This window comes from Azotobacter armeniacus (genome assembly GCF_054779355.1).
In genome coordinates this window covers 16,530-36,658 of record NZ_BAAGYK010000019.1, presented here as the reverse complement: position 1 = coordinate 36,658, position 20,129 = coordinate 16,530, and the positions used below count along the sequence as shown (strand labels likewise).

The following is a 20,129-nucleotide window of genomic DNA, read 5'->3' as shown; positions in this document are numbered from 1 at the left end:
CGCCACGCTCGGCGGATCTGCGCAGTTCGTTCATATCGAATTCCTCGGTCGGCAAGGCCCGGCCGGAGCCGGGCGGGAAACTTCAGGCGTGGGCGGTACGGCGGTTGCGGTAGGCATCCAGGCTCAGGGCGCCGGCGCCGAAGGCGGCCACCTGCAGCAGGCCCCCGGCGATCGCCAGGTTCTTCAGGAAGTGGATGAGCTGGTTCTGGTCGCCGAACTGGTTGTGGAAGGCCAGGGCCGTCGCCAGGGTGAAGCCGGCCATCACGGTGGCGACCAGGCGGGTGCGGTAGCCGACCAGCAGCGCCGCGGCGAAGCCCAGCTCGATCAGCAGCGCGGCCGCCAGAGCCAGCGTGGGGAAGGGCATACCGGTGCTGCCGATGTAGCCGAGGGTGGCGGCCGGGGCGGCGGCCTTGCCCAGGCCGCTGACGATGAACAGCGAGCCCAGCAGGGCGCGGCCAGCGAAGGCGCTGGCGGTGTGGGTGACGGTCGAGGTCGAAAGGGTCATGTCCGTGTCTCCTGGTAGGTAGGGGTGCCTTGTTCAGCACCATGAGCACAGACTAGTGTCTCCTCGAGATTCGATTAATAGGCCGGAAAGCGCAATATAGTCCACTCATAAGAGACAATTAGCCCGCTCGAGGTGAACCGCCCCGGGAATTCCGGAGGCTCGTTGGTGTGAGTCACGCCACCATGGCGGACTCGTCAAGTTGTCGATAATAAGCCGCTTCGGCCTCGGCCGGAGGTACGTTGCCGATCGGCTCCAGCAGCCGCCGGTGATTGAACCAGTCCACCCAGGCCAGCGTGGCCAGCTCCACCGCTTCCCGGTTCTTCCAAGACTGGCGATGGATCACCTCGGCTTTGTAGAGTCCGTTGATGGTCTCGGCCAGGGCATTGTCATAAGAGTCGCCCACGCTACCTACGGACGGCTCGATGCCAGCCCCGGCTGGGCGCTCGGTATAGCGGATCGATACGTACTGCACCCCGCGGTCGCTATGGTGGATTAGGCCACCCTGGCTGACGGGGCGGCGGGCGTACAGGGCTTGCTCCAGGGCATCGAGCACGAAGTCTGTCCGAGCCGAGCTGGATACCTTCCAGCCAACGATGCACCGGGCGAATACGTCGATGACGAAGGCCACGTAGACGAAGCCCTGCCAGGTGGAAACATACGTGAAGTCCGATACCCACAGCGCATTCGGGCGCTCGGCGCGGAACTGGCGGTTCACCCGATCCAGAGGACAAGGTGTAGTCTTGTCGCTGGCCGTGGTCTTGACCGGTTTGCCACGCACCACGCCTTGCAGGCCAAGCCTTTCGCATCAGGCGCTCCACCGTGCAGCGGGCCACGGCAATGCCTTCGCGCTGCAACTGCCGCCAGACCTTACGTGCCCCATAGACCTGGAAATTCTCATTCCACACCCGCTGGATATGCCCGCATAGGATTTCATCGCACTGCACACGCGCTGGGCGCTGGCCGGGATCGGCCCGCCGCGTTGCATGCAAGCGGTACGTCGACGGGGCGATCGGCAGCACTTTGCAGATCGGCTCGACCCCGTAGACCTGGCGGTGATCGTCGATGAAGGCCTTCATCGCTTGAAGCGGCGGTCGAGCTCCGCCTGGGCAAAATACGCCGAGGCCTTGCGCAGGATCTCGTTGGCCTGGCGCAGCTCACGCACTTCCCGCTCGAGCGCCTTGATCCGTTCACGCTCGGGCGTCGTCTGACCCTCACGCAGTCCGGTATCGCGCTCGGCCTGCCTCACCCAGCGGCGCAGCGTCTCGGCCGTGCAGCCGATCTTCGCCGCGATGGAATTGATCGCCGCCCACTGCGACTCGTGCTCGTCCTGATGCTCGAGCACCATGCGAACCGCCCGTTGCCGGACTTCAGGGGAATACTTCGTTGCTGACTTCATGGCTCCATCCTCTCAAAGGTTGGAGCCTCCGGGAAACCCAGGGCGGTTCACCCCTTCAATGACGCCGAATAGATTTATGCAAGCCACCGACGGCATCAAGATTCAGTGTTGCAAAAAGGGGGGTGACCATAGATTTTCTGAGACGACCCCAGATGAGCAGCTCGAACGCGCGAAGCCGGGAAACGGTTTCCGGAAGGCGTTGCTTCAACAGGCAGTCTAGGTACTCGCGAGAGGAAAAGGGAGGGCTCTTCAGCGATGCCCGGTGACGGCGGACGGCCTCGAGCACGGTGCCGATGTGCAGCTCCATCAGGTCTGTGATGAAGTCGTCCGGATGGATGGCCCGCACACCGAAGGGAGACAAATCCTGGTCGGGAAAATCCTTGAGATTGAAGGTCACGATCGCTTCGGCGCGCGTCTGCACCGCGGCCGCCACCACATGGCGATCCTCCGGATCCGGGAGGGTAATGCCGGGGATCAGGCTCTCGAAGCCCGTCACCAGAGCTCCTGGCACATGACAATCCATCAGCTCTCGTACACGCCCAACCGTGTCAGGCGACAAGTCGGGACGATCGGCCAGCAGTTTCCGCATCCATTCCTGATGGATGGTTTCCGACCAGCGGGCGCGGAACTGACCGGATAGCGCCAGGTATATCAGCAGGCTGCGCAACGGTGCCGGATACATCACGCAGGCATCGTAGATGACCGTGTAGTTCGAGCTCACTCGTAGCCCAGCCCCAGTGCCTGGTCCAAGGCAGAGAGCTCGGCCAGCGCCGCCAGTCGCTCCTGTTCAAGCTTCTCCTGGTAGATGCGGAGATCGGCAAATTTCACCTTCCGGCGATTGCCGGCACGATGGTAGGGGATGGCTCCCTCGTCGAGCAGCTTGATCAAGGTGGGGCGAGACACATTCAGCAGGTCGGCCGCTTCCTGGGTGGTCAACTCCGCATGGACGGGAACCAGGCGGACACTGTTGCCTTCACCCAGCTCGGTCAACACATCGACCAGCAGGCGCAGGGCGCTGACCGGGATGTTGACGGAGCGAACTCCCCCCTTGGGATCGTTGATGGAGAGGGTCTGCGTCTCCGCGCGGGTTTCGATAATGGCGGACAACTCCTGACTGCACAGTTTGGCCAGGGTGGCCTCTTCGGCGCTGGGCAGTGTCTCTTGCAGGCGGCTCATGGCGGTTCCTCTCTTCTTACGCACTCAGGATATTCGAAATTTTCGCAATTTTGTTATTTTTCGAATTATTCGAAAGCGTGCTGAGGCGTCTGACGATTGGCTTGCCGGTTCCGCGGCTCATGTGGCTCGCACTCGATCAGGCTCCTTTCAAGGTCTCTTGCATCCCTGCATCGATTATTTCGGGCGTGGCAACGCTGCCGGGAGCAGGCATGCGGGTAGGATTAGTAGACCACTACAGGACTCGGTAGTGGGCGAGTCCTCGGGCCGCGTCTGGCGTCGGTCGTGGAGGCGGGTGTTGCTGATGTCGGCGTGGCCCAGCCACTGCTCAACAGTACTCGGCTGGGCGGGCTGTTGGGATGGCTTGGATCGAGCAGCTCAGGCACCGGCTCAGCGATGTCTGGCGGGCTCGCACAACAGCTTTTTCCCGGATTTCCTCTTTTTGCTTCCAGGGTATGTGTCCATACACCTGTCATCCGCGCCGACACCCCAGGCGCAAGGAGTGCGTGACGTTGAACAGTTTACCTTCTGCTAGAAAGTTACAGCGGCTGAACCGCCGGCAGCGTAAGAAGCTGCGCGTGGGGGAGTTTCAGGAGCTTGTGTTCAAGGTTCGAATGACCTTCCGCCAGCCCTTGGCTGAACCGGCCTATGATGTCCTGCTGGACGCCTTCATCGAGCTGATCGAATCGCGCCGTTTGATCGTCGGTGGTCTGGGCGGCCAGCTGCCGTTGGTGGAGGCGGACGGTATCGTGTCTGCGTGGGGACGCGGTTCGCCTGCCGAAGAGGATCGACAGGCTGTGCTGGACTGGTTGAGGCATCGGCCCGAAGTCGCCAGTGCAGAGGTTGGTGAGTTCGTCGATGGCTGGTATGGATGGGAGGACGCGAAGTGAGAGGTTGTGAAAAAATCGAACAGTGCCGTGAGAGCCTCTCCAATCCCCTTCAAAAAGGCGTGCCATGTGAAAAGCGGGAGAATTTATGAGCCAAATGGTCTTACTTTTCACGTAGCGCAACGTTTTAGCGGCTGTTTTGAAGGGGGCGCAGCAGCCGCTTGAATTTTTCACAACCTCTGAGTCGAAGCTACCACAAGACGCCGATTTTCGGGCACACCACCGCGCGCCCGGAGGCTGCTGACAAACGGCTGTGGCACAAGCGTTGGTGATCTGTCCCTGGAGCGGCTGAAGCCGACAGCCAGGAAAACGCGTACTGGTAGCCGGCCCGATGGCCAAGAGGCTGCTTGCCGCTGACGCAGCCTCCACTCCACCGGTGCAGCGGTATTAGTAGCGCACCCGATAGGTGGGCGAGTCCTCCGGGCGCATCTGGCGTTTGTCGTAGAGCCGGGTGGTGCTGATGTTGGCATGGCCCAGCCACTGCTGGACCTTGGCGATGTCGGCCTCGTGTTCCAGGGCGTTGGTGGCGGCGGTGGCGCGCAGGCCGTGGACGCCGAGGCCTTCGACCGTGATGCCGGCGGCCCTGGCGTAGGCCCCGACCAGGGCATGGATGCCCTCGGCGGAGATCCCGGCGCCGGTCCTGTGCGCTTCGACGAGCAACTGGTGGCGGTTCCCCTGGCGGTGTTCTGGAGCAGTCTCTCAAGCTGAAAGCGGTACGATGCCTCGATCGGCTTTCGGGAAAAACCCAAACGGTTAGGTTTTGTGCTATCTTGCGAACATGCCGACAGTCTTACGCTTCAACGGCTTGCGTGCCGTGATTTATCCGAACGATCACCGGCCGGCACACCTCCATGTCATCGGCAATGGTTGCGAGGCCGTATTCAATCTGCATTGCCCACAGGGTCCGCCTGAACTGCGCGAGAACTACGGTTTTTCGCAGAAGGACCTGGCGGGCATTCAAGCCAAGCTGGCGGAAGCGCTGCTTGTCGCCTGCAACGAGTGGGGGGCTATCCATGGTCAGCCATGACGAGTTTGAACAAGCCAATGCTCGGGCCGAAAAACGCAAGACGCAGGAGCCTTCTGCCGTCTTTGCGCGCTATGACAAGCGCATTCATCGCCTGGTTATCGGGCTGAGCAGTGGCATCGAGGTTGCCTTTCCGCCCCATTCGGCCGAAGGACTGGAAAGGGCGAAACCTGCCGATCTAGATCTTATCGAAATCAGCCCTTCAGGCCTTGGCTTGCACTTTCCGAAGCTAGATGCCGACCTCTATCTGCCAGCTCTTCTGGAGGGTTTCCTGGGAAGCCGGCAGTGGATGGCGGCGAAGCTCGGCAAGCACGGTGGGAGTGTAAAGAGTGCCGCCAAGACTGTGGCGGCCCAAAAGAATGGTCGTCTTGGCGGACGACCGCGCAAGCCAGCGATTGCCGGCAGCTGACCCCATCTTTTAGTAGCGGACCTTGAAGGTGGGCGAATCCTCCGCCCGCAGGTGCCGGCGGTCGTAGAGCCGGGTGGTGCTGATATTGGCATGGCCCAGCCACTGCTGGACCTTGGCGATGTCCGCCTCGTGTTCCAGGGCATTGGTGGCGGCGGTGGCGCGCAGGCCGTGGACGCCAAGGCCTTCGACGGTGATGCCGGCGGCCCTGGCGTAGGCGCCGGCAAAGATCCCGGCGCCGGTCCTTTTCCCGCGCAGCGGCAGGAACAGCGTCGCTTTGGGGTCCACGAGATGCGAGCAAGGTATCGGCCGAGATCATGCCGAGAGCGAGTTCGAAAAGTACCGCATCGTGCAGGACCGCTTGTGCGAGAGCGACTTCGACCGGGCGATCAAAACAGATTGAGGGTGGGAGCCCAGCCCGCGACGAGGGGGAATAACACCCATGGCCACCAAGAAAACCGCCCCGAGTTGGAGCGACGTTAAAGCCAAGCTGGCCGACTTCGACCGCGCCGGACTGATCGGGCTCATACAAGACCTGTACGCCGCCAACAAGGACAACCAGGCGTTCTTGCACGCGCGCTTCGCACTCGGCGGCGATGTGCTCAAGCCTTACAAAACGACTATAGCTCGCTGGCTGTGGCCTGATGTATTCAAGAATCAGGACACCTCGGTGGCCAAGGCCAAGAAAGCCATTTCGGACTACAAGAAGGCCATCGGCCCATCAGAGGGCTTGGCGGAGCTGATGGTGTTCTATTGCGAGCAAGCGGCCGGTTTCAGTAGCGACGTGGGCCTGCAGGACGAGGGCTATTTCAATGCGCTGGTGCTGATGTTTGAGCAAGCGCTAACGATCATCGCGACTTTGCCCGATGGGCAGCGACCAGCCCTTTGGGGGCGGCTGGATGAGGTGAGGCACATCAGCCACGATTTTGGCTATGGCGTCGGCGATGACATGGACAAATTGCTGATCGAGCACGGAGTCGATGGCTGAACAGGAGACGCTCGCAGCCGTGCTGGCCGAGAACGCTCGCTTGATCGCGCTGCTTGAATCACACGGCATCGAGTGGCGCCTTTCGCCGTCCCAGCCGGCTCCAGGGGTAGCAGCGCCGGAGCCGTCCAGGCTGTCCACCACTGAAAAGGTGACCCTGTTCCGGCGACTGTTTCGCGGGCGCATGGATGTGTATCCGGTTCGCTGGGAAGGCAAAACCTCGGGCAAGTCGGGCTATGCGCCAGCCTGCGCCAACGAGTGGCGTGCCGGTGTGTGTGAGAAGCCCCGTATCAAGTGCGGTGACTGCGGCAAGCGACTGCTGATCCCGCTGTCCGACGCGGTGATCTATGACCATCTGGCCGGTGCGCACACGGTCGGCGTCTATCCGCTGCTGGAGGACGATACCTGCTACTTTCTGGCGGTCGATTTCGATGAGGCCGACTGGAGAGATGACGCGCGTGCTTTCATGCAGTCCTGCGAGGAGCTGGGCGTGCCGGCTGCGCTGGAAATTTCCCGCTCCGGGCAAGGCGCGCACGCATGGGTATTCTTCGCCAGCCGCGTTTCTGCCCGCGATTCCCGGCGACTGGGTACGGCCATTATCAGCCACACCTGCACGCGCACCCGGCAACTGAAGCTGGAGTCCTACGACCGGCTGTTCCCCAACCAGGACACGATGCCCAAAGGCGGCTTCGGCAACCTGATCGCGCTGCCGCTGCAAAAGTGGCCCAGGGAGAGCGGCTTCAGTGTGTTCGTTGATGCCGATCTGCGCCCGCATCCTGACCAGTGGGCTTTCCTGGCGGCGATCCGGCCGATGCCTGCTCACGACATCGAGCCGACCATTCTGCGTGCCACCGGTGGCGTCCATCCCTTGGATGTCACCTTCATCGACGATGAGGACCTGGCTACGCCGTGGAAACGCGAGAGCGCATCGCCCAAGAAACTATCCGGTGCGATGCCGCCATCGCTCACGGTGACGTTGGCGAACCGGATCTATTTCGAGAAGGCGCAACTCCCCCAAGCGCTGGCCAATCGCCTGATCCGGCTGGCCGCCTTCCAAAACCCCGAGTTCTACAAGGCCCAGGCCATGCGCATGTCGGTGTGGGACAAGCCGCGTGTCATTGGCAATGCTGAAAACTTCCCCCAACACATCGCTCTGCCTCGCGGCTGCCTTGATGCGGCAATGGACTTGCTGCGCGACAACAGCATCGGCTGCGATCTGCATGACGAGCGATTTGGCGGCGAGATCATCGATGTGGCCTTCGCTGGCACCTTGCGCCTTGACCAGGAAACTGCCGTTTCGGCCATGCTGCACCACGACACCGGGGTCCTGTGCGCGCCAACAGCATTCGGCAAGACCGTTACCGCCGCCGCGCTGATCGCTCGCCGGGGCGTGAACACCCTGGTGCTGGTGCACCGCACCGAGTTGTTGAAACAATGGCAAGAGCGCCTGCAAGTCTTTCTCGGCGTAGGCAAGGGCGTGGTCGGCACCATCGGTGGTGGCAAGGCCAAACCCACCGGGAAGATCGATATCGCTGTGATGCAGTCGGTATCCCGACAGGGCGAGGTCAATCCGCTGGTTGAGCACTACGGGCAGGTGATCGTGGACGAGTGCCATCACGTTGGCGCCGTGTCATTCGATGCCATCCTGAAGCGAACCAAGGCGAGGTTCGTGCTCGGCCTTACGGCAACCCCGATTCGCCGCGATGGTCAACAACCGATCATCTTCATGCAGTGCGGGCCGATCCGGTACACAGCGGCTAAGCCGGCAGGTGCACCTCATGACTTAGAGGTGCTGCCGCGAACACGTTTCTTACGGATCGACTTGCCGCACGAGGCGGGCATCCAGGATGTGTTCCGGCATCTGGCCGATGACCAGGCCAGGACCGAAGCTATTGCCGCCGAAGTCCGTGACGCGTTTCAGCAGGGTCGCAAAGTGCTGGTGCTGACCGAGCGTACCGAACACCTCGACGCTATTCGGATTGCACTGGAAGAACAAATACCGGAGCTGTTTATGCTGCACGGCAGGATGTCCAAGAAACAGCGTGCAGCGCTGATCACGGCACTGGACGCCTTACCGCCCGACGCGCCGCGCGTACTGCTGGCCACGGGCAAACTGGTCGGCGAAGGCTTTGACCATCCGCCCCTCGACACACTGGTGCTGGCGATGCCCGTCTCCTGGAAAGGCACGCTGCAGCAATACGCCGGTCGTCTGCATCGAGAGCACGCCTGCAAGACCGATGTGCGCATCATCGATTTCGTCGATACTGGGCATCCGGCACTGCTGCGGATGTGGGAGAAACGTCAGAGCGGGTACCGGGCGATGGGGTACCGCATGGGGATGGGAACCGACCAGTTGGACAGTTGACGAGTGCTTTCACCACATTGGTCGGCATGCTGTTGACACACTTGCCAACAGTCTGGAACAGACGCCCGGGCCGATCCTTGCGCCTGACCGTGCTGCATGTGCAAGCCCCTACGCCAGAACAAGTCGCTCGCATCGCTCAGTCAATCTACGGACGCATGCGCGCCGAGATACGGCACTGAACTGTCCGTGTGCCTGGGGGCAGTATTTCCAGTCCCCGATCTGTCGCAAGGCAAGGCCACGTGCATGCTGCGCTCCGGCGTCGGGCGCGAGCCTTTTCGTTGCCGGGTGGCTCAGTAGCGGACCTTGAACGTGGGCGAATCCTCCGCCCGCAGGTGCTGGCGGTCGTAGAGCCGGGGGGGGCTGATGTTGGCGTAGCCCAGCCACTGCTGGACCTTGGCGATGTCAGCCTCGTGCTCGAGGGCGTTGGTGGCGGCGGTGGCGCGTAGGCAGTGGACGCCGAGGCCCTCGACCCTAATGCCGGCCGCCCTGGCATAGGCGCCGACCAGGGCATAGATGCCCTCGGCACTGATCCCCATCCCGGTTTTCTTGCCGCGCAGCGGCAGGAACAGCGGCGCCTTGGGCTCGTCGAGGTGATGCCTGCCCTGAGGCCTCCAGGTAGCCATGGATACGCTCGGCGGCGACCGGGTGCAGGGGCAGGTAGCGCAGCTTGCCGCCCTTGCCGTGGACGCGCAGATGCTTGAGGCCGCGGCGGTCCTGGAGGTCGTGGACGGCCAGGCGGGCGGCTTCCTCGCGGCGCAGGCCGTGATAGAGCAGCACGGTGAGGATCGCCCGGTCGCGGCGGCCCTTCAGGGCTTCGAGCAGGGCCCGGGCCTGATGATCGCCGAGAGCCGGGGTCTTGCCTTCATTCGTTTCGAGCTTGGGCCGTTTGACGCCATGCACTGGATTGCCGCCGGCGACGGCGTTGCACTCGAGCAGGTGGTCGAACAGGCTGGTGAGGGCGGCAAGCTTGCGGCGGAGGGTGGCCGCGGAGAGGCCGCGCTGCTCCAGGTGCTTGCGCCAGGCGAGGACATGGGCGCGGGTGACGTCGCGAAATTACACCGCGTGCCCTCGCAGCTCAGAACCCATCAACCGCCTCGGGCCGCAAGGAGTCCCGTCGTGCGACGCCGGCTTGTCACCGTCTCAGGTCCGCAGCAGGCAGGCCGTCAGGACGATGCTGCAATCGTCGCCGCTGGTCTTGTCGGTGAAGTCTGCGGCGTAGAAGCGCTGGGTCAGGCTGCGGCGCTTGAGGCGACTCTTGCGTAATGCCTGAGCCACTACGCCGAGCTGCCCAGGTACCTGGTGGTCGGCGAGTCTGTCGCTCTCAAGACCAGGTCACCGATGCCGCCCATGGACAGCATGGCCGCTCTGTACGTTGCATTGGCCCAGCACTGCCAGTGGAAGCCTTTCAGGGAGGCCGTGAGTAGCGTGAGCTGGCTCAGAGTTACTCGCTCGACAAGGATCGAGCGCAACTCGCTATGTATCCATTCCCAGCTCAAGTCACCGTCGTCGTCGGAAGTGGCGTCGATGATCGAGGGTGTGATCCATCACTGCACGGAAATGGAGGTGGACCGCCAATACGTCGATTCGCACGGCCAGAGCACGGTCGCGTTCGCCTTCTGCCGGCTGCTCGGCTTCCAGTTGCTGCCACGACTGAAGGCTATCCACTCACAGAAGCTGTACCGGCCGGAAATCGGCAAGGCGGATGCCTATGCGAACTTGCAACAGATTCTGACCCGGCCGATCGACTGGGAACTGATACGTCAGCAGTACGACCAGATGATCAAGTACACGACGGCCTTGCGCTTGGGCACGGCGGAAACCGAAGCCATCCTGCGGCGCTTCACCAAGAAAAACGTGCAGCACCCGACCTACAAGGCGTTTGCCGAGTTGGGCAAGGCGATCAAGACCATCTTCCTGAGCCACTACCTGCACTGCGAAGAGCTGCGCCGGGAGATCAATGAGGGGCTGAACGTGGTCGAGCAATGGAACGGGGCCACCGACTTCGTGTTCTTCGCCCGTCGCGGCGAATTGGTCAGCAACCGACGCGAGGACCACGAGGTCAGCATGCTCGCGCTACACCTGATTCAGAACTGCATGGTCTACATCAACACATTGATGATCCAGAAGGTGCTTGCACAGCCGCATTGGCAGGGGAGGCTGACACCGCGCGACTACGCTGCGCTGACACCGCTGATATGGGAGCACGTCAACCCGTATGGTCGGTTCGTCCTCGACATGAATGCCCGCCTGGCGTTGCTGTGATCGAGATGGCGGCTGGTGACACGACTGCTTGTTCCACTCTATTTCTCATGACCGCATAAACCGAAACGGCTGAAAGCCTTACGCGCTCTACCATACGAGCTAAAATAGGAGAGCTTAAAACCGCATAAGTACAACTCAAAAAATTCAATATTTTTAAGCGCTTAGCTTTTTTATGAGAAATCCGGGCTAGCGCTTAAGCCAGGATGGCGCTTGAATTCATTATATGCTCCGACACACAGAGCCACAATATAAACAACAGGGCAAAGTAACCAGACTAAGTAACTGATTTCTAGTATGGAAAGAATAGTTTTGTTCCCCTCGATGGAGGAGGACTTATAATGACCTGCAATTGTTACCATAATAATCAGAGCTATAAGGTGTACAATCAAGAACGTGCGCTCAAAAGTTCGCTGAGTACGTGACGGTACAAATGGACTATTGCTTTGTTTGCTAGGTGTCATCTCTTCTAAGATATTGAATAAATAAGGTAATCCCCCGGCTAAGCCGGGGGACTCCTTGAGGTTTGACCGTGTGATACGGTCATCGGGAGCCTTCTGTCTCGACCAAGAGATAGGAGGTACCCGATGAGAGACTATCAGAGTCTCGCGCATACGAAGTGGGACTGTAAGTACCACGTTGTTTTCATCCCGAAGAGGCGCAAAAAGGCGATCTTGGGGGCGATTCGAAAGCACCTTGGCGAGCTGTTGCATGAGTTGGCGAGGCAGAGGGAGTGCCGGATAGTGGAGGGCCATTTGATGCCTGACCATGTCCACATGTGCATCAGCATCCCACCCAAGCACTCGGTGTCGTATGTGGTGGGCTACATCAAGGGCAAGAGTGCGATTTCGATAGCGCGGCGTTTTATGGGAAAGGCGAAGAACTTCACGGGTGAGAATTTCTGGGCTCGGGGGTATTTCGTTTCAACCGTGGGGCTGGACGAGGAGGTAGTACGTGCATACATCCGGAACCAGGAAAAGAAAGACGAGCAGTACGACCAGCTCAAATTTGGCCTGTAGCGATAGCCGCCTTCAGGCGGCCCAACTACTTGCCCCTTTGAGGGGCTAACAGAATAAAGCCCCCGGCTTTGCCGGGGGATACTTACTATGGCATCTAAGTTGTCGTTTTTGAACATGTCAAATTTTCCTTATTAAGATTAGTAGTTGGGGTCGCCTCAGAAAACGGAATTTAAAGCACGCTAAGGTCCCACAGACCCCATGCAGACTTCAAAAACGATCATTTTCGAGAGGGCTTCGTGAGAAAGCAGCCCGCGCCAGTGCTGGCCTTGCTCGAGTGAGTCTCGAAAACCGTTCTCGTAACGGTGTGCCGCCAAAGCCGAGTTTCGAGAAACACCGCAACGCCGCATCCAGCAATAGCCATCCAACGCAAAGCCGCGCCGTTACTGGGTTACGCATTCCTTAGCGTGCTTTAAATTCCGTTTTCTGAGGCGACCCCTAGTTGTTTTACCGTGACCTTGAGCGGATCGGGCACGCAGACCCAAGGTGTGGTGAGCCGCCCCGGGAACTCCGGAGACCTGTTGGTGTGAGTCATGCCAGCACACCAGCATGGCGGACTCAGCGAGTTGGCGATAATAAACTGCTTCGGCCTCGGCCGAAGATACGTTGCCGCCGTCTCGTTCGAGGCTCTTCTCCTGCAGCACCCACAGCAGTTTAGTCTGCATGGCCAGGGACAGCTTGCCCACCTCATCGAATCCGGAAATCCCTCGGCAGAGTCGAGGTTGGCTTGATCGAGAGGGGAAAGGCAGAGCACCATGGACGACATTTCTTACGAAGTCAGTAAAGAGCCTCTAACGTGGAATAAGGCAACACCGGCATAGGACCGGTGTCAGATGACTTTCTATTACAATTTATTGATTGGTCTTTTCTGAGCCAATACGGGCCTTTAGATTATTTTCTCGACGCATGCGTATATGTTGGGCAATTATTAAAGGCTCATATTTACGATGAAACTCGCAGTTGTCGAGCATGGCTTTGTAACGGTTATCTCTGCGGTCTCTCGCACAGCCGCCAAGACAAACTGGAAAAGCCCGACATTGTCGGCATTCGGAATTCGTGGCTGGATTGTAATTCGACCAATACAAGGCATTCGAATTGCTTTGATCCTTCTCTTTTCCAAGAAATCCAATTGATCGGTTGTCAGTATCGCTATCCAGTCCACATTTGTGGAGTTGTCCGTCGAAATTTATAATCCAGCCTCTCTCGCTAAATGCACCACACGCCGTGGTAATTGGCTGTGGAAATCCATATAGACGTTCTCCGGCCACTGAAATGCCGCGAGCGTTAAGGAGGTCAAGCCATTTTTGATAAGCCCTATAGAATTCATCTGGAAAACATGCCTCGGATAACGACCATTTTCCTGTGGCAGCATCCGTAAAGTCAGTTATCATTGATAGGTATGGATAGAATTGCAAGTCTGGCGACAACCAGTCGCGTTGATCAAACATGTGAAGCAGCGAGAAGGCCTCTTCTAGATTGTTTCGATCAACGTTTATTCTAAGGCGTATAGCAACGCGACCAATGACATGCTCAATGCCGGATAGGGTGTCGTCAAACGACGATTTGGCAATAATGTCGTGTGACAGTCCTTTCCAAGGCCTTCGTGTATCATGAGTCGATCTTTTACCATCAAGCGTGATTTGTATTCGATCTATTCCCCAGGATTCAAGCTGGCCTGCAGTTTCGGCATTAAGAAGTGTGCCGTTCGTAATAAGCTGTGCACGGTATGGAATCGCTTTTTCGGCACAAAGCTCAATGAAAGTGCTGGATAGCCTGCCTATCGACCTTTTTGCCAAGAGCGGCTCCCCTCCGAACCAGTCTACGCTAAATGCAGGTATATTACCTGACTCTAAATGGCTTTTAACGAAGCTTATCACTTCGTGCTCTGTCTCCCGGTTCATCAAACCTTTCTTCTTGCCGACAAAGCAATAGTTGCAGCCAAGATTGCATGAGAAGGTTGGTGTTATGGTCAGCACCAATGGAAATTCATCTATTTTTTTACTGTTGATACGCTCTTCCAAGTCGGCCAATTCGTCGAAGTCGTATTCAACTACCATTCCTCCAGCGATAAGTGCGCCGCCCAAGGGGATGGCAGAGTCCCCCAGCAGGTGAAAGTCTATAGTGTCATGCATACTGTTTAGCAGGGCTTTTATTCGTTTGAAATCATTTTCGCCAAAATCCAAGCATGCTCCAGTATAGGCATTATAAATTGCTCCACCTCCGCCCAGAGCATCAATGGGTAGTATCCAGTTATATTTAGAAGGCTTCCAATGAGTGGGTTGATGGCGGCAATCCATGGCTCAATACCTGTATGTGAAATAGCTTACCTATATGGCTGATGTTCAAAGGGAACAGGCACCCCCTGTCTAGTAGTGCCTGCCCTTGAGGCTTAGAAGTGCTGAGATATTTCTCTATGCACTAGGCGGCCTTTTGGCGCAATGAGTTCTTCACCAGCGCTTCGGATGATGCGAGATGGGCTTCGAACTCTTCTGCCGACATACCACCCATCGATTTCAAAGGCGGAGCAATACAGGTGCTACCTCCATAGCAAAAGCTAGCCTCTGTTCCTGGGCGAACCTTATGGTTGATGCTGCTAGGAATTTCTACCCATTCAAAATTTCCTTCGTTTTTCATTGTAACCTCCATAATAAATGAATGATGGATGTGCTTTTGAAGCACATTGACCATAGCATTTGTACGGGTATTTGCAAGCTGGAATAATATTTTTATATTATTTTTTATACAGAAAAATTATGAGCGGATATATTCTTATTGCGTCAGGTTTTTTGTAGTGAAAACAATAAGTTATATTTCGATGTGCATGTGCATGTGCATGTGCATTATAGTATCAATATGATAGCAATTTGCATGATTTATTGAGAAAGTAGGTTTATATGATTGACGTTGCACATGTATGTAAGGCCGAGTCGTGGGACTGCCATCATGGCTACTTAGGATGATGTATTTGATTGAATAAGCTTTGAATCTATAGATATTGAATTTTTATGATTGCGAGCGAACAGGCTTCTAAGATTGGTAATCCATGAGATTGAGGGAGAGTAGTGATATGCGGAGATTGAGAGTTGCTCTGGGTATTCTTTTGGTTGTTTCCAGTTGTGCCAGAGCTGAAGAGTCACCTTCGGCAATATTCGATCAGTTTTGGCGTGTGGCAAAGGAGAAGGTTTATCCTCATGATTTGGTTGGCGTGCACTTTACGGATGCCCAATATCAACGCTTGCATGAGCAGACATCGTCGATGGCTCATGTTTATGAGTTGACACCGCTGATTAATCGGTTTTTAAGCGCTCTGAATGTTTCTCATACGCAGTTCTATGATGATCAGACGATCGATTTCTACCTTTTCAGGTCGATGTTTGATACGCGAGATATCGCTAAGCCAGAAGTAAACCATATCGGTGCTCAGTTTATAGTTGATGATGGGCAATATGTCGTTTGCGAGGTCTTAAATGGATATCCTGCAGAACGCGCAGGACTCAGGCGCGGAGATCGTGTACTCAAAGCCAATAATGCGGATTTTCACCCATATCGATCCTTTAACCCAGAAGGTCACGACGTTCGTCTGCTGGTTCAGCGTAATGAGGAGGTCATGACTATTGTGGTCAGTGCGGTCAGGGAAAATCCAAACCAATCATTTGAGCGGGCCATTTCAAATAGTATTCGAACCTATGAAAAGGATGGTCGGCGTGTAGGTTATGTCAGGTTGTGGTCCGGAACGCACAAGGATATTTTAAAGACATTCCATGATGGCGTGACGGAGAGGTTGGGGAAGGCCGATGCCATAGTCTTGGATTTGCGTGGAGGTTTCGGTGGCGCATGGTATGACTATCTGGACTTGTTCTTTGCCAACCGAAAAGATTACTTCAGTTTTTCTATCATCAATCGAAAAGAGACCTTGCAGCACAAGGCGGAGCCGCAGATAAATAAATGGCATTTTGATGGGCCGATGGTCGTTCTTGTCAATGAGGGTACGCGATCTGGCAAGGAGGCGCTTGCTTATCAATTCAAGAAAACGGGTAGAGCTTTATTGCTGGGGACTACTACGCAGGGGGCATTTTCGTTAGGCGAAGCGATTTTCAATGACAGGGATAAACCGTATTTTTTATATCTTTCTTCGGGGGAACTTCGCCTGGATGGCAACAAAGTTGAAGGTGTCGGCATTAGCCCAGATGTCCGGGTGGAATATGATTTAAACAAAAGCTCACCTGTCGATCCTCAGCTTGAGGCGGCTGTTCAAGCTGCCTTTGCCAGAGTGCCTTTACCTGGGAGGCTTAATGCTATTCCCGTACCTCCGAGATGAATATCGTCGGAATATATATTGCGCAGCGATCGACAAGGGCCGAGGCATGGCCCTTGGTTGCTGCGAGCTGTGCCAACTACAAATGAGGAGGGGATTGTAGCTTGGAGGGGTCTTGACAGGCAGCCGAAGCTCGGGAACAGTTGACGGGCAATCCGTTGGCCACTGACGGCAATAGTGGCTCCCTTTGGCGGTCTCGGCCTGGGCACACGCCTGAACAGAGACTCCCTTTGACCGGTGCTTCGCATCCTGCAACGCCGGCGCATACCGTGAGGTATGTGGATGCTGCCTAACCCACCCCCCGACGGGACAATCCCGTCAGGGAAGGTCTCGTCGCAACAACGAGGAGACCCTATGATCAACACAGCGAGTTACGCCGAGCGATTGGTACGCGAAGGCGAATTCACACCCAAGCAAGCAGCGGCTCTTGCCCAGCAGCGGTTCGAGATCGAGGAGTCGATGATGACCAAGGCTGACCTTGCCAATCTGGCAACCAGGCAAGACATCAGCGATCTTCGAGCAGTCGCGTCACCAGCCGCCATTTCGCTGTCGGAAAACCAAATTAGCTAGGTTTCTGGCTGCTCAGCAATCCGACAGTGTTTTCCGTGCAAGTTTTCCTCACTGCTTTCGACTCGCTTAGGCCTGTATCGAGAAACAGATGTTTGGCGACAGCAGGCGCTCCGTCAGATGGCGGCTGGTGACACGACTGCTTGTTCTACCCCATCTTGTCCGGTTCAGACGGATCGGATTGAGCATTCTGCGGGTTTGGGATGTGGCCGCTGAAGCATAAGGTCTGGCGTTCGTCTTATCCTGAGCTGGCCTGCTTTATTGGGCTACAATCGCCGCATCTGCCTACAGGTTGCCTGCCATGTCCCGCAAGAAGTTGCCTATCGGCATCCAGACCTTCCGCGAGATTCGCGAGGAGGGCTATTACTACGTCGACAAGACGGCGGCCGCCCTTGAGCTGGTCGACGAGGGAAAGTACTACTTCCTCTCCCGTCCGCGACGCTTTGGCAAGAGCCTGTTCATCGACACCCTGGCCGAGCTGTTCGAGGGCAACGAGCCGCTGTTTCGTGGGCTGGCGGTGCATAGGCAGTGGGACTGGAGCCGCATCTATCCGGTGATCCGGATCAGCTTCGGTGGCGGAGTAATCCGCGATGCGGCCGATCTGCAGGGCAAGTTCAGCGAGCTGCTGACCATCAATGAGCAGGCGCTGGGTGTCACCTGTGCGCTGACCGATCACCGTGCTCGTTTTGCCGAGTTGATCCGTGAAGCCGAACGCAATACAGGCCAGCGAGCAGTGGTTCTGGTCGACGAGTACGACAAGCCGATTCTCGACAACCTGCAGCGTCCTGAGATCGCGCGCGAGATTCGCAGCGGGCTGCGTGATTTTTACTCGGTGATCAAGGACAGCGACGCCCATATCCGCTTCGCCATGCTCACCGGGGTGTCCAAGTTCAGCAAGGTCAGCCTGTTCTCCGGGCTCAACAACCTCAACGACATCACGCTGGATGGGCGCTACTCGTCGATCTGCGGGTATACCGACGAGGACGTCGATACGGTGTTCGCGCCGGAGCTGCCAGGACTGGATCGTAACGAGATCCGTACCTGGTACAACGGCTACAACTGGACGGGTACTTCGGTCTACAACCCGTTCGATCTGCTGCTGCTGTTCGCCAAGCGAGAGTTTCACCCGTATTGGTTCGAGACGGGCACGCCGACCTTCCTGATCGAGCAACTGCTGGCACGGCGCGTCTTCACGCCCGACCTGAGCCAGGTCGTGGCGATGGAAACCCTGCTGTCGAGTTTCGACATCGACTGCATGCCGGTCGAGGCGCTGATGTTCCAGACCGGTTACCTGACCATCGACAGCCTGCTGCGCATGGGCGCGCGCACCGAATACACACTGAAGTATCCCAACCTGGAGGTACAAGCCAGCCTCAACGGCGCGCTGCTGGAAGGCATGACCGGTGATCCTCTTTTGCCCGGCCGGCAGACTGGCCAGCTTTACCGTCTGCTGCTGGCCAATGATTTCAGTGGATTGCAGGCACTGTTCACCGCCTTCTTCGCTGGCATCCCCCACGACTGGTACCGCAACAATCCGATTGCCCGGTACGAGGGCTACTACGCCAGCGTGTTCTACAGCCACTTCGCCGCGCTGGGATTGGATGTGCGCCTGGAAGACGCCACCAGCCACGGGCGCATCGACATGGCGGTGCTGTTCAACGGCCAGGTCTACCTGTTCGAGTTCAAGGTGGTGGAGCTGGTGCCCGAAGGGAGGGCGCTCCAGCAGATCCGCGAACGCGGCTATGCCGAGAAGTACCGTGCGCGGGGCGAACCGATCCACCTGATCGGCGTGGAGTTCAGTCGCGAGAGCCGCAGCGTGGTGGGGTTCGAGGTGGAGCTGGATGGCTGACCCGGCTTCATTGGCTGTCGAGGCAGAAAAGGATACCTGGAAGGCTCGGTCACCATGAGTAGCCGTTGAGCTGCTCATCGGGTCAATGCTACTTGTTAATTACGAATTACGAATTACGAGAAATTCGTGGGAAAGCCCCGTCCCGGCGCAAGGCCGCGAGCAGCCGGCCGGCTACCCGCGCGGAACCCGTTGTCCGGCGGGCGACGCCGGCTCAGGGGCGGAGCGGGCGGGCCGTCAGGGTGATGCTGCAATCGTCGCCGCCGGTCTTGTCGGTGAAGTCCTCGGCGTAGAAGCGCTGGGTCAGGCTGCGGCGCTTGAGGCGGCCCTCGCGCAGCGCCTGGAACCACTGGCCGAGCTGCCCCGCCGTCCCGGGAGACCAGGCGGTCGGCAGCCCCGTCGCTCATCAGGGCCACGCCGCCGATGCCCTCCATGGACAGCAGGACGCTCTGCACGTCGTCCGGTTGCAGCTGCTCGTCGACGAAGGTGGTCTGGTTGGCGAACTCCCCCTTGCCGGCGCGCCCCAGCGTTTCGAGGCCGGCCGGCTGCTCGCGGCCTGGTGCGGCGGCGGCCTGCGTCCGCTCGATCACCAGGGCGCCATCGCCGATCTTCAGCCACAGCAGATGCCGCTGGCCCGGTATCGCCAGCAGCAGGGTGCAGCGGAAGTCTTTCAGGGAGCGCCGGTGCTCCGCCGCCAGGTCGGCGAGCAGGCCGCGGGCGTGCTTGACCAGCAGCAGGGCCAGCTGCCGGCCCTCGTCCGGGGCGGGCGTCTGCTCCGCATCGAGCAGGGTCGCCACCTGCCGATCCAAGGGGTCATCCAGGGTATGCAGCAGGCAGTTCAGGCCGCTCACCACGCCGCGGGCGCCGAGTTCCGAGACCGCCGAACTGCCCGCGCCGTCGGCCAGCAGCAGCCAGGGGCGGGGATCGCTGCCGGCCAGCGCCGCGTCCTGGCTGGAAAAAATCGAGCAGGCCGGTGCGGGCTTCCAAAGCCTCACCGAAGCCATTGATACCACGATGCAGATCGTCGGCTCATTCGCCGAGTTCGAGCGTGCCATGTTGCGCGAGCGGACAAAGAGCGGGCTCGATGCCGCCAGGAAAAACGGGCGTGTCGGGGGCCGACGTCCCAAACTGACGCAACAACAGCAAAAGGAAATCGTCGCACTGGTGAGCACCGGCCAAAAGACTGGAGCCGACGCGGCCAGGCTGTTCCGGGTTCATCCCTCCACCGTGGTTCGGCTGCTGGCCAAGCATCGGCTTGAAGGGCCTGCTTCGGCTTAGCGTGCGATTTATTCCGTTTCGTGAGCAGACCCCAGACTGGCCGCAGCCCAGCTGCAGGCCGCCCTGGCCCGCCTCGAAGGTGCCGGCCGCGATCTTGAGGAGGCCCG

The 20,129-nt window shown here is 58.4% G+C and carries 18 protein-coding genes, 5 pseudogenes and 1 other annotated feature; of the genes and pseudogenes, 11 read left to right on the top strand and 12 right to left on the bottom strand.

The genetic code is table 11. The features are described 5' to 3' along the window. Positions 1-82 precede the first annotated feature (82 nt). The 4 genes and pseudogenes from ACYVD0_RS04765 to ACYVD0_RS04750 form a co-directional block, all read right to left on the bottom strand. Complete coding sequence (locus tag ACYVD0_RS04765; protein WP_460425733.1) at positions 83-505, bottom strand: DoxX family protein; 423 nt, start codon at positions 503-505, stop codon at positions 83-85. 175 nt (positions 506-680) lie between these two features. Further along, positions 681-1,901: pseudogene (locus ACYVD0_RS04760) on the bottom strand (IS3 family transposase); the annotation flags it as partial. After that, positions 1,507-1,623, bottom strand: a sequence feature (AL1L pseudoknot). Its footprint overlaps the pseudogene before it by 117 nt. A 55-nt stretch (positions 1,902-1,956) precedes the next feature. Further along, positions 1,957-2,622, bottom strand: coding sequence for a PIN domain-containing protein (locus ACYVD0_RS04755; RefSeq protein ID WP_460425732.1), 666 nt, complete (start codon positions 2,620-2,622; stop codon positions 1,957-1,959). Beyond that, positions 2,619-3,077, bottom strand: coding sequence for a helix-turn-helix domain-containing protein (locus ACYVD0_RS04750; RefSeq protein WP_460425731.1), 459 nt, complete (start codon positions 3,075-3,077; stop codon positions 2,619-2,621). The genes ACYVD0_RS04755 and ACYVD0_RS04750 overlap by 4 nt, the downstream gene beginning before the upstream one ends. 509 nt (positions 3,078-3,586) lie before the next feature. Between ACYVD0_RS04750 and ACYVD0_RS04745 the strand changes: the two genes are divergently transcribed. Continuing rightward, positions 3,587-3,964, top strand: a complete 378-nt coding sequence (locus ACYVD0_RS04745) for a YggL family protein (protein ID WP_460425730.1) — start codon at positions 3,587-3,589, stop codon at positions 3,962-3,964. A gap of 384 nt (positions 3,965-4,348) precedes the next feature. Here ACYVD0_RS04745 and ACYVD0_RS04740 read toward each other — a convergent pair. Further along, positions 4,349-4,600, bottom strand: a pseudogene (locus tag ACYVD0_RS04740) (tyrosine-type recombinase/integrase); the annotation flags it as partial. Between the two features lie 175 nt (positions 4,601-4,775). Between ACYVD0_RS04740 and ACYVD0_RS04735 the strand changes: the two are divergent. Next, complete coding sequence (locus ACYVD0_RS04735; protein ID WP_349618548.1) at positions 4,776-4,988, top strand: DUF4160 domain-containing protein; 213 nt, start codon at positions 4,776-4,778, stop codon at positions 4,986-4,988. Further along, positions 4,975-5,394: a DUF2442 domain-containing protein gene (locus ACYVD0_RS04730; RefSeq protein ID WP_460425729.1), complete on the top strand. Its 420-nt coding sequence runs from the start codon at positions 4,975-4,977 to the stop codon at positions 5,392-5,394. The genes ACYVD0_RS04735 and ACYVD0_RS04730 overlap by 14 nt, the downstream gene beginning before the upstream one ends. Before the next feature lie 9 nt (positions 5,395-5,403). Here ACYVD0_RS04730 and ACYVD0_RS04725 read toward each other — a convergent pair. Then, positions 5,404-5,685: pseudogene (locus tag ACYVD0_RS04725) on the bottom strand (tyrosine-type recombinase/integrase); the annotation flags it as partial. 148 nt (positions 5,686-5,833) lie between these two features. Between ACYVD0_RS04725 and ACYVD0_RS04720 the strand changes: the two are divergent. Continuing rightward, a complete protein-coding gene (locus ACYVD0_RS04720) occupies positions 5,834-6,379 on the top strand; it encodes a hypothetical protein (RefSeq protein ID WP_089170052.1) in 546 nt (181 codons plus the stop codon). Next, positions 6,372-8,741: a TOTE conflict system archaeo-eukaryotic primase domain-containing protein gene (locus tag ACYVD0_RS04715; RefSeq protein ID WP_460425728.1), complete on the top strand. Its 2,370-nt coding sequence runs from the start codon at positions 6,372-6,374 to the stop codon at positions 8,739-8,741. Before ACYVD0_RS04720 ends, ACYVD0_RS04715 begins: the two co-directional genes overlap by 8 nt. A 290-nt stretch (positions 8,742-9,031) precedes the next feature. Here ACYVD0_RS04715 and ACYVD0_RS04710 read toward each other — a convergent pair. Beyond that, positions 9,032-9,794: pseudogene (locus tag ACYVD0_RS04710) on the bottom strand (tyrosine-type recombinase/integrase); the annotation flags it as partial. 87 nt (positions 9,795-9,881) lie between these two features. Continuing rightward, entirely contained in the window at positions 9,882-10,016 is a 135-nt protein-coding gene (locus ACYVD0_RS04705) for a hypothetical protein (protein WP_269820067.1), read from the bottom strand. A 183-nt stretch (positions 10,017-10,199) separates the two neighbouring features. Between ACYVD0_RS04705 and ACYVD0_RS04700 the strand changes: the two are divergent. After that, positions 10,200-11,003 (top strand): annotated as a pseudogene (locus tag ACYVD0_RS04700) (Tn3 family transposase); the annotation flags it as partial. Positions 11,004-11,587: 584 nt separating this feature from the next. After that, on the top strand, positions 11,588-12,019 hold the full coding sequence (tnpA, locus tag ACYVD0_RS04695; protein WP_460425727.1) for an IS200/IS605 family transposase: 432 nt from the start codon (positions 11,588-11,590) through the stop codon (positions 12,017-12,019). Positions 12,020-12,399: 380 nt separating this feature from the next. On the opposite strand, the gene ACYVD0_RS04690 is transcribed toward tnpA, so the two are convergent. The 3 genes from ACYVD0_RS04690 to ACYVD0_RS04680 form a co-directional block, all read right to left on the bottom strand. Next, positions 12,400-12,702, bottom strand: a complete 303-nt coding sequence (locus tag ACYVD0_RS04690; RefSeq protein WP_460425726.1) for a hypothetical protein — start codon at positions 12,700-12,702, stop codon at positions 12,400-12,402. A 165-nt stretch (positions 12,703-12,867) separates the two neighbouring features. Then, a complete protein-coding gene (locus ACYVD0_RS04685; protein WP_460425725.1) occupies positions 12,868-14,313 on the bottom strand; it encodes a radical SAM protein in 1,446 nt (481 codons plus the stop codon). Between the two features lie 121 nt (positions 14,314-14,434). Further along, positions 14,435-14,650 carry a hypothetical protein gene (locus ACYVD0_RS04680; RefSeq protein ID WP_460425724.1) on the bottom strand — a complete coding sequence of 72 codons (216 nt, stop codon included), beginning with the start codon at positions 14,648-14,650 and terminating at the stop codon, positions 14,435-14,437. A 433-nt stretch (positions 14,651-15,083) separates the two neighbouring features. Between ACYVD0_RS04680 and ACYVD0_RS04675 the strand changes: the two genes are divergently transcribed. From ACYVD0_RS04675 to ACYVD0_RS04665, 3 genes are all read left to right on the top strand, one after another. Beyond that, the gene (locus ACYVD0_RS04675; protein ID WP_460425723.1) at positions 15,084-16,334 is read left to right on the top strand and encodes a S41 family peptidase; all 1,251 of its coding nucleotides are present in this window, start codon (positions 15,084-15,086) and stop codon (positions 16,332-16,334) included. Positions 16,335-16,685: 351 nt separating this feature from the next. After that, positions 16,686-16,901: a hypothetical protein gene (locus ACYVD0_RS04670; protein ID WP_460425722.1), complete on the top strand. Its 216-nt coding sequence runs from the start codon at positions 16,686-16,688 to the stop codon at positions 16,899-16,901. Between the two features lie 298 nt (positions 16,902-17,199). After that, positions 17,200-18,747: an ATP-binding protein gene (locus tag ACYVD0_RS04665; protein ID WP_460425721.1), complete on the top strand. Its 1,548-nt coding sequence runs from the start codon at positions 17,200-17,202 to the stop codon at positions 18,745-18,747. Between the two features lie 113 nt (positions 18,748-18,860). Here ACYVD0_RS04665 and ACYVD0_RS04660 read toward each other — a convergent pair whose 3' ends face one another. Then, on the bottom strand, positions 18,861-19,739 hold the full coding sequence (locus ACYVD0_RS04660; RefSeq protein WP_460425720.1) for a protein phosphatase 2C domain-containing protein: 879 nt from the start codon (positions 19,737-19,739) through the stop codon (positions 18,861-18,863). Here ACYVD0_RS04660 and ACYVD0_RS04655 point away from each other — a divergent pair. Beyond that, positions 19,630-20,022 carry a recombinase family protein gene (locus ACYVD0_RS04655; protein ID WP_460425735.1) on the top strand — a complete coding sequence of 131 codons (393 nt, stop codon included), beginning with the start codon at positions 19,630-19,632 and terminating at the stop codon, positions 20,020-20,022. The genes ACYVD0_RS04660 and ACYVD0_RS04655 overlap by 110 nt on opposite strands. Positions 20,023-20,129: the final 107 nt, after the last annotated feature.

Excerpts from the sequence above, each read along its gene's own strand:
- ACYVD0_RS04715 (WP_460425728.1), top strand. The coding sequence starts at position 6,372 with ATGGCTGAACAGGAGACGCTCGCAGCCGTGCTGGCCGAGAACGCTCGC.
- ACYVD0_RS04685 (WP_460425725.1), bottom strand. The coding sequence starts at position 14,313 with ATGGATTGCCGCCATCAACCCACTCATTGGAAGCCTTCTAAATATAAC.
- ACYVD0_RS04730 (WP_460425729.1), top strand. The coding sequence starts at position 4,975 with ATGGTCAGCCATGACGAGTTTGAACAAGCCAATGCTCGGGCCGAAAAA.
- ACYVD0_RS04765 (WP_460425733.1), bottom strand. The coding sequence starts at position 505 with ATGACCCTTTCGACCTCGACCGTCACCCACACCGCCAGCGCCTTCGCT.
- ACYVD0_RS04680 (WP_460425724.1), bottom strand. The coding sequence starts at position 14,650 with ATGAAAAACGAAGGAAATTTTGAATGGGTAGAAATTCCTAGCAGCATC.
- ACYVD0_RS04670 (WP_460425722.1), top strand. The coding sequence starts at position 16,686 with ATGATCAACACAGCGAGTTACGCCGAGCGATTGGTACGCGAAGGCGAA.
- ACYVD0_RS04720 (WP_089170052.1), top strand. The coding sequence starts at position 5,834 with ATGGCCACCAAGAAAACCGCCCCGAGTTGGAGCGACGTTAAAGCCAAG.
- ACYVD0_RS04750 (WP_460425731.1), bottom strand. The coding sequence starts at position 3,077 with ATGAGCCGCCTGCAAGAGACACTGCCCAGCGCCGAAGAGGCCACCCTG.
- ACYVD0_RS04665 (WP_460425721.1), top strand. The coding sequence starts at position 17,200 with ATGTCCCGCAAGAAGTTGCCTATCGGCATCCAGACCTTCCGCGAGATT.
- tnpA (WP_460425727.1), top strand. The coding sequence starts at position 11,588 with ATGAGAGACTATCAGAGTCTCGCGCATACGAAGTGGGACTGTAAGTAC.
- ACYVD0_RS04675 (WP_460425723.1), top strand. The coding sequence starts at position 15,084 with ATGCGGAGATTGAGAGTTGCTCTGGGTATTCTTTTGGTTGTTTCCAGT.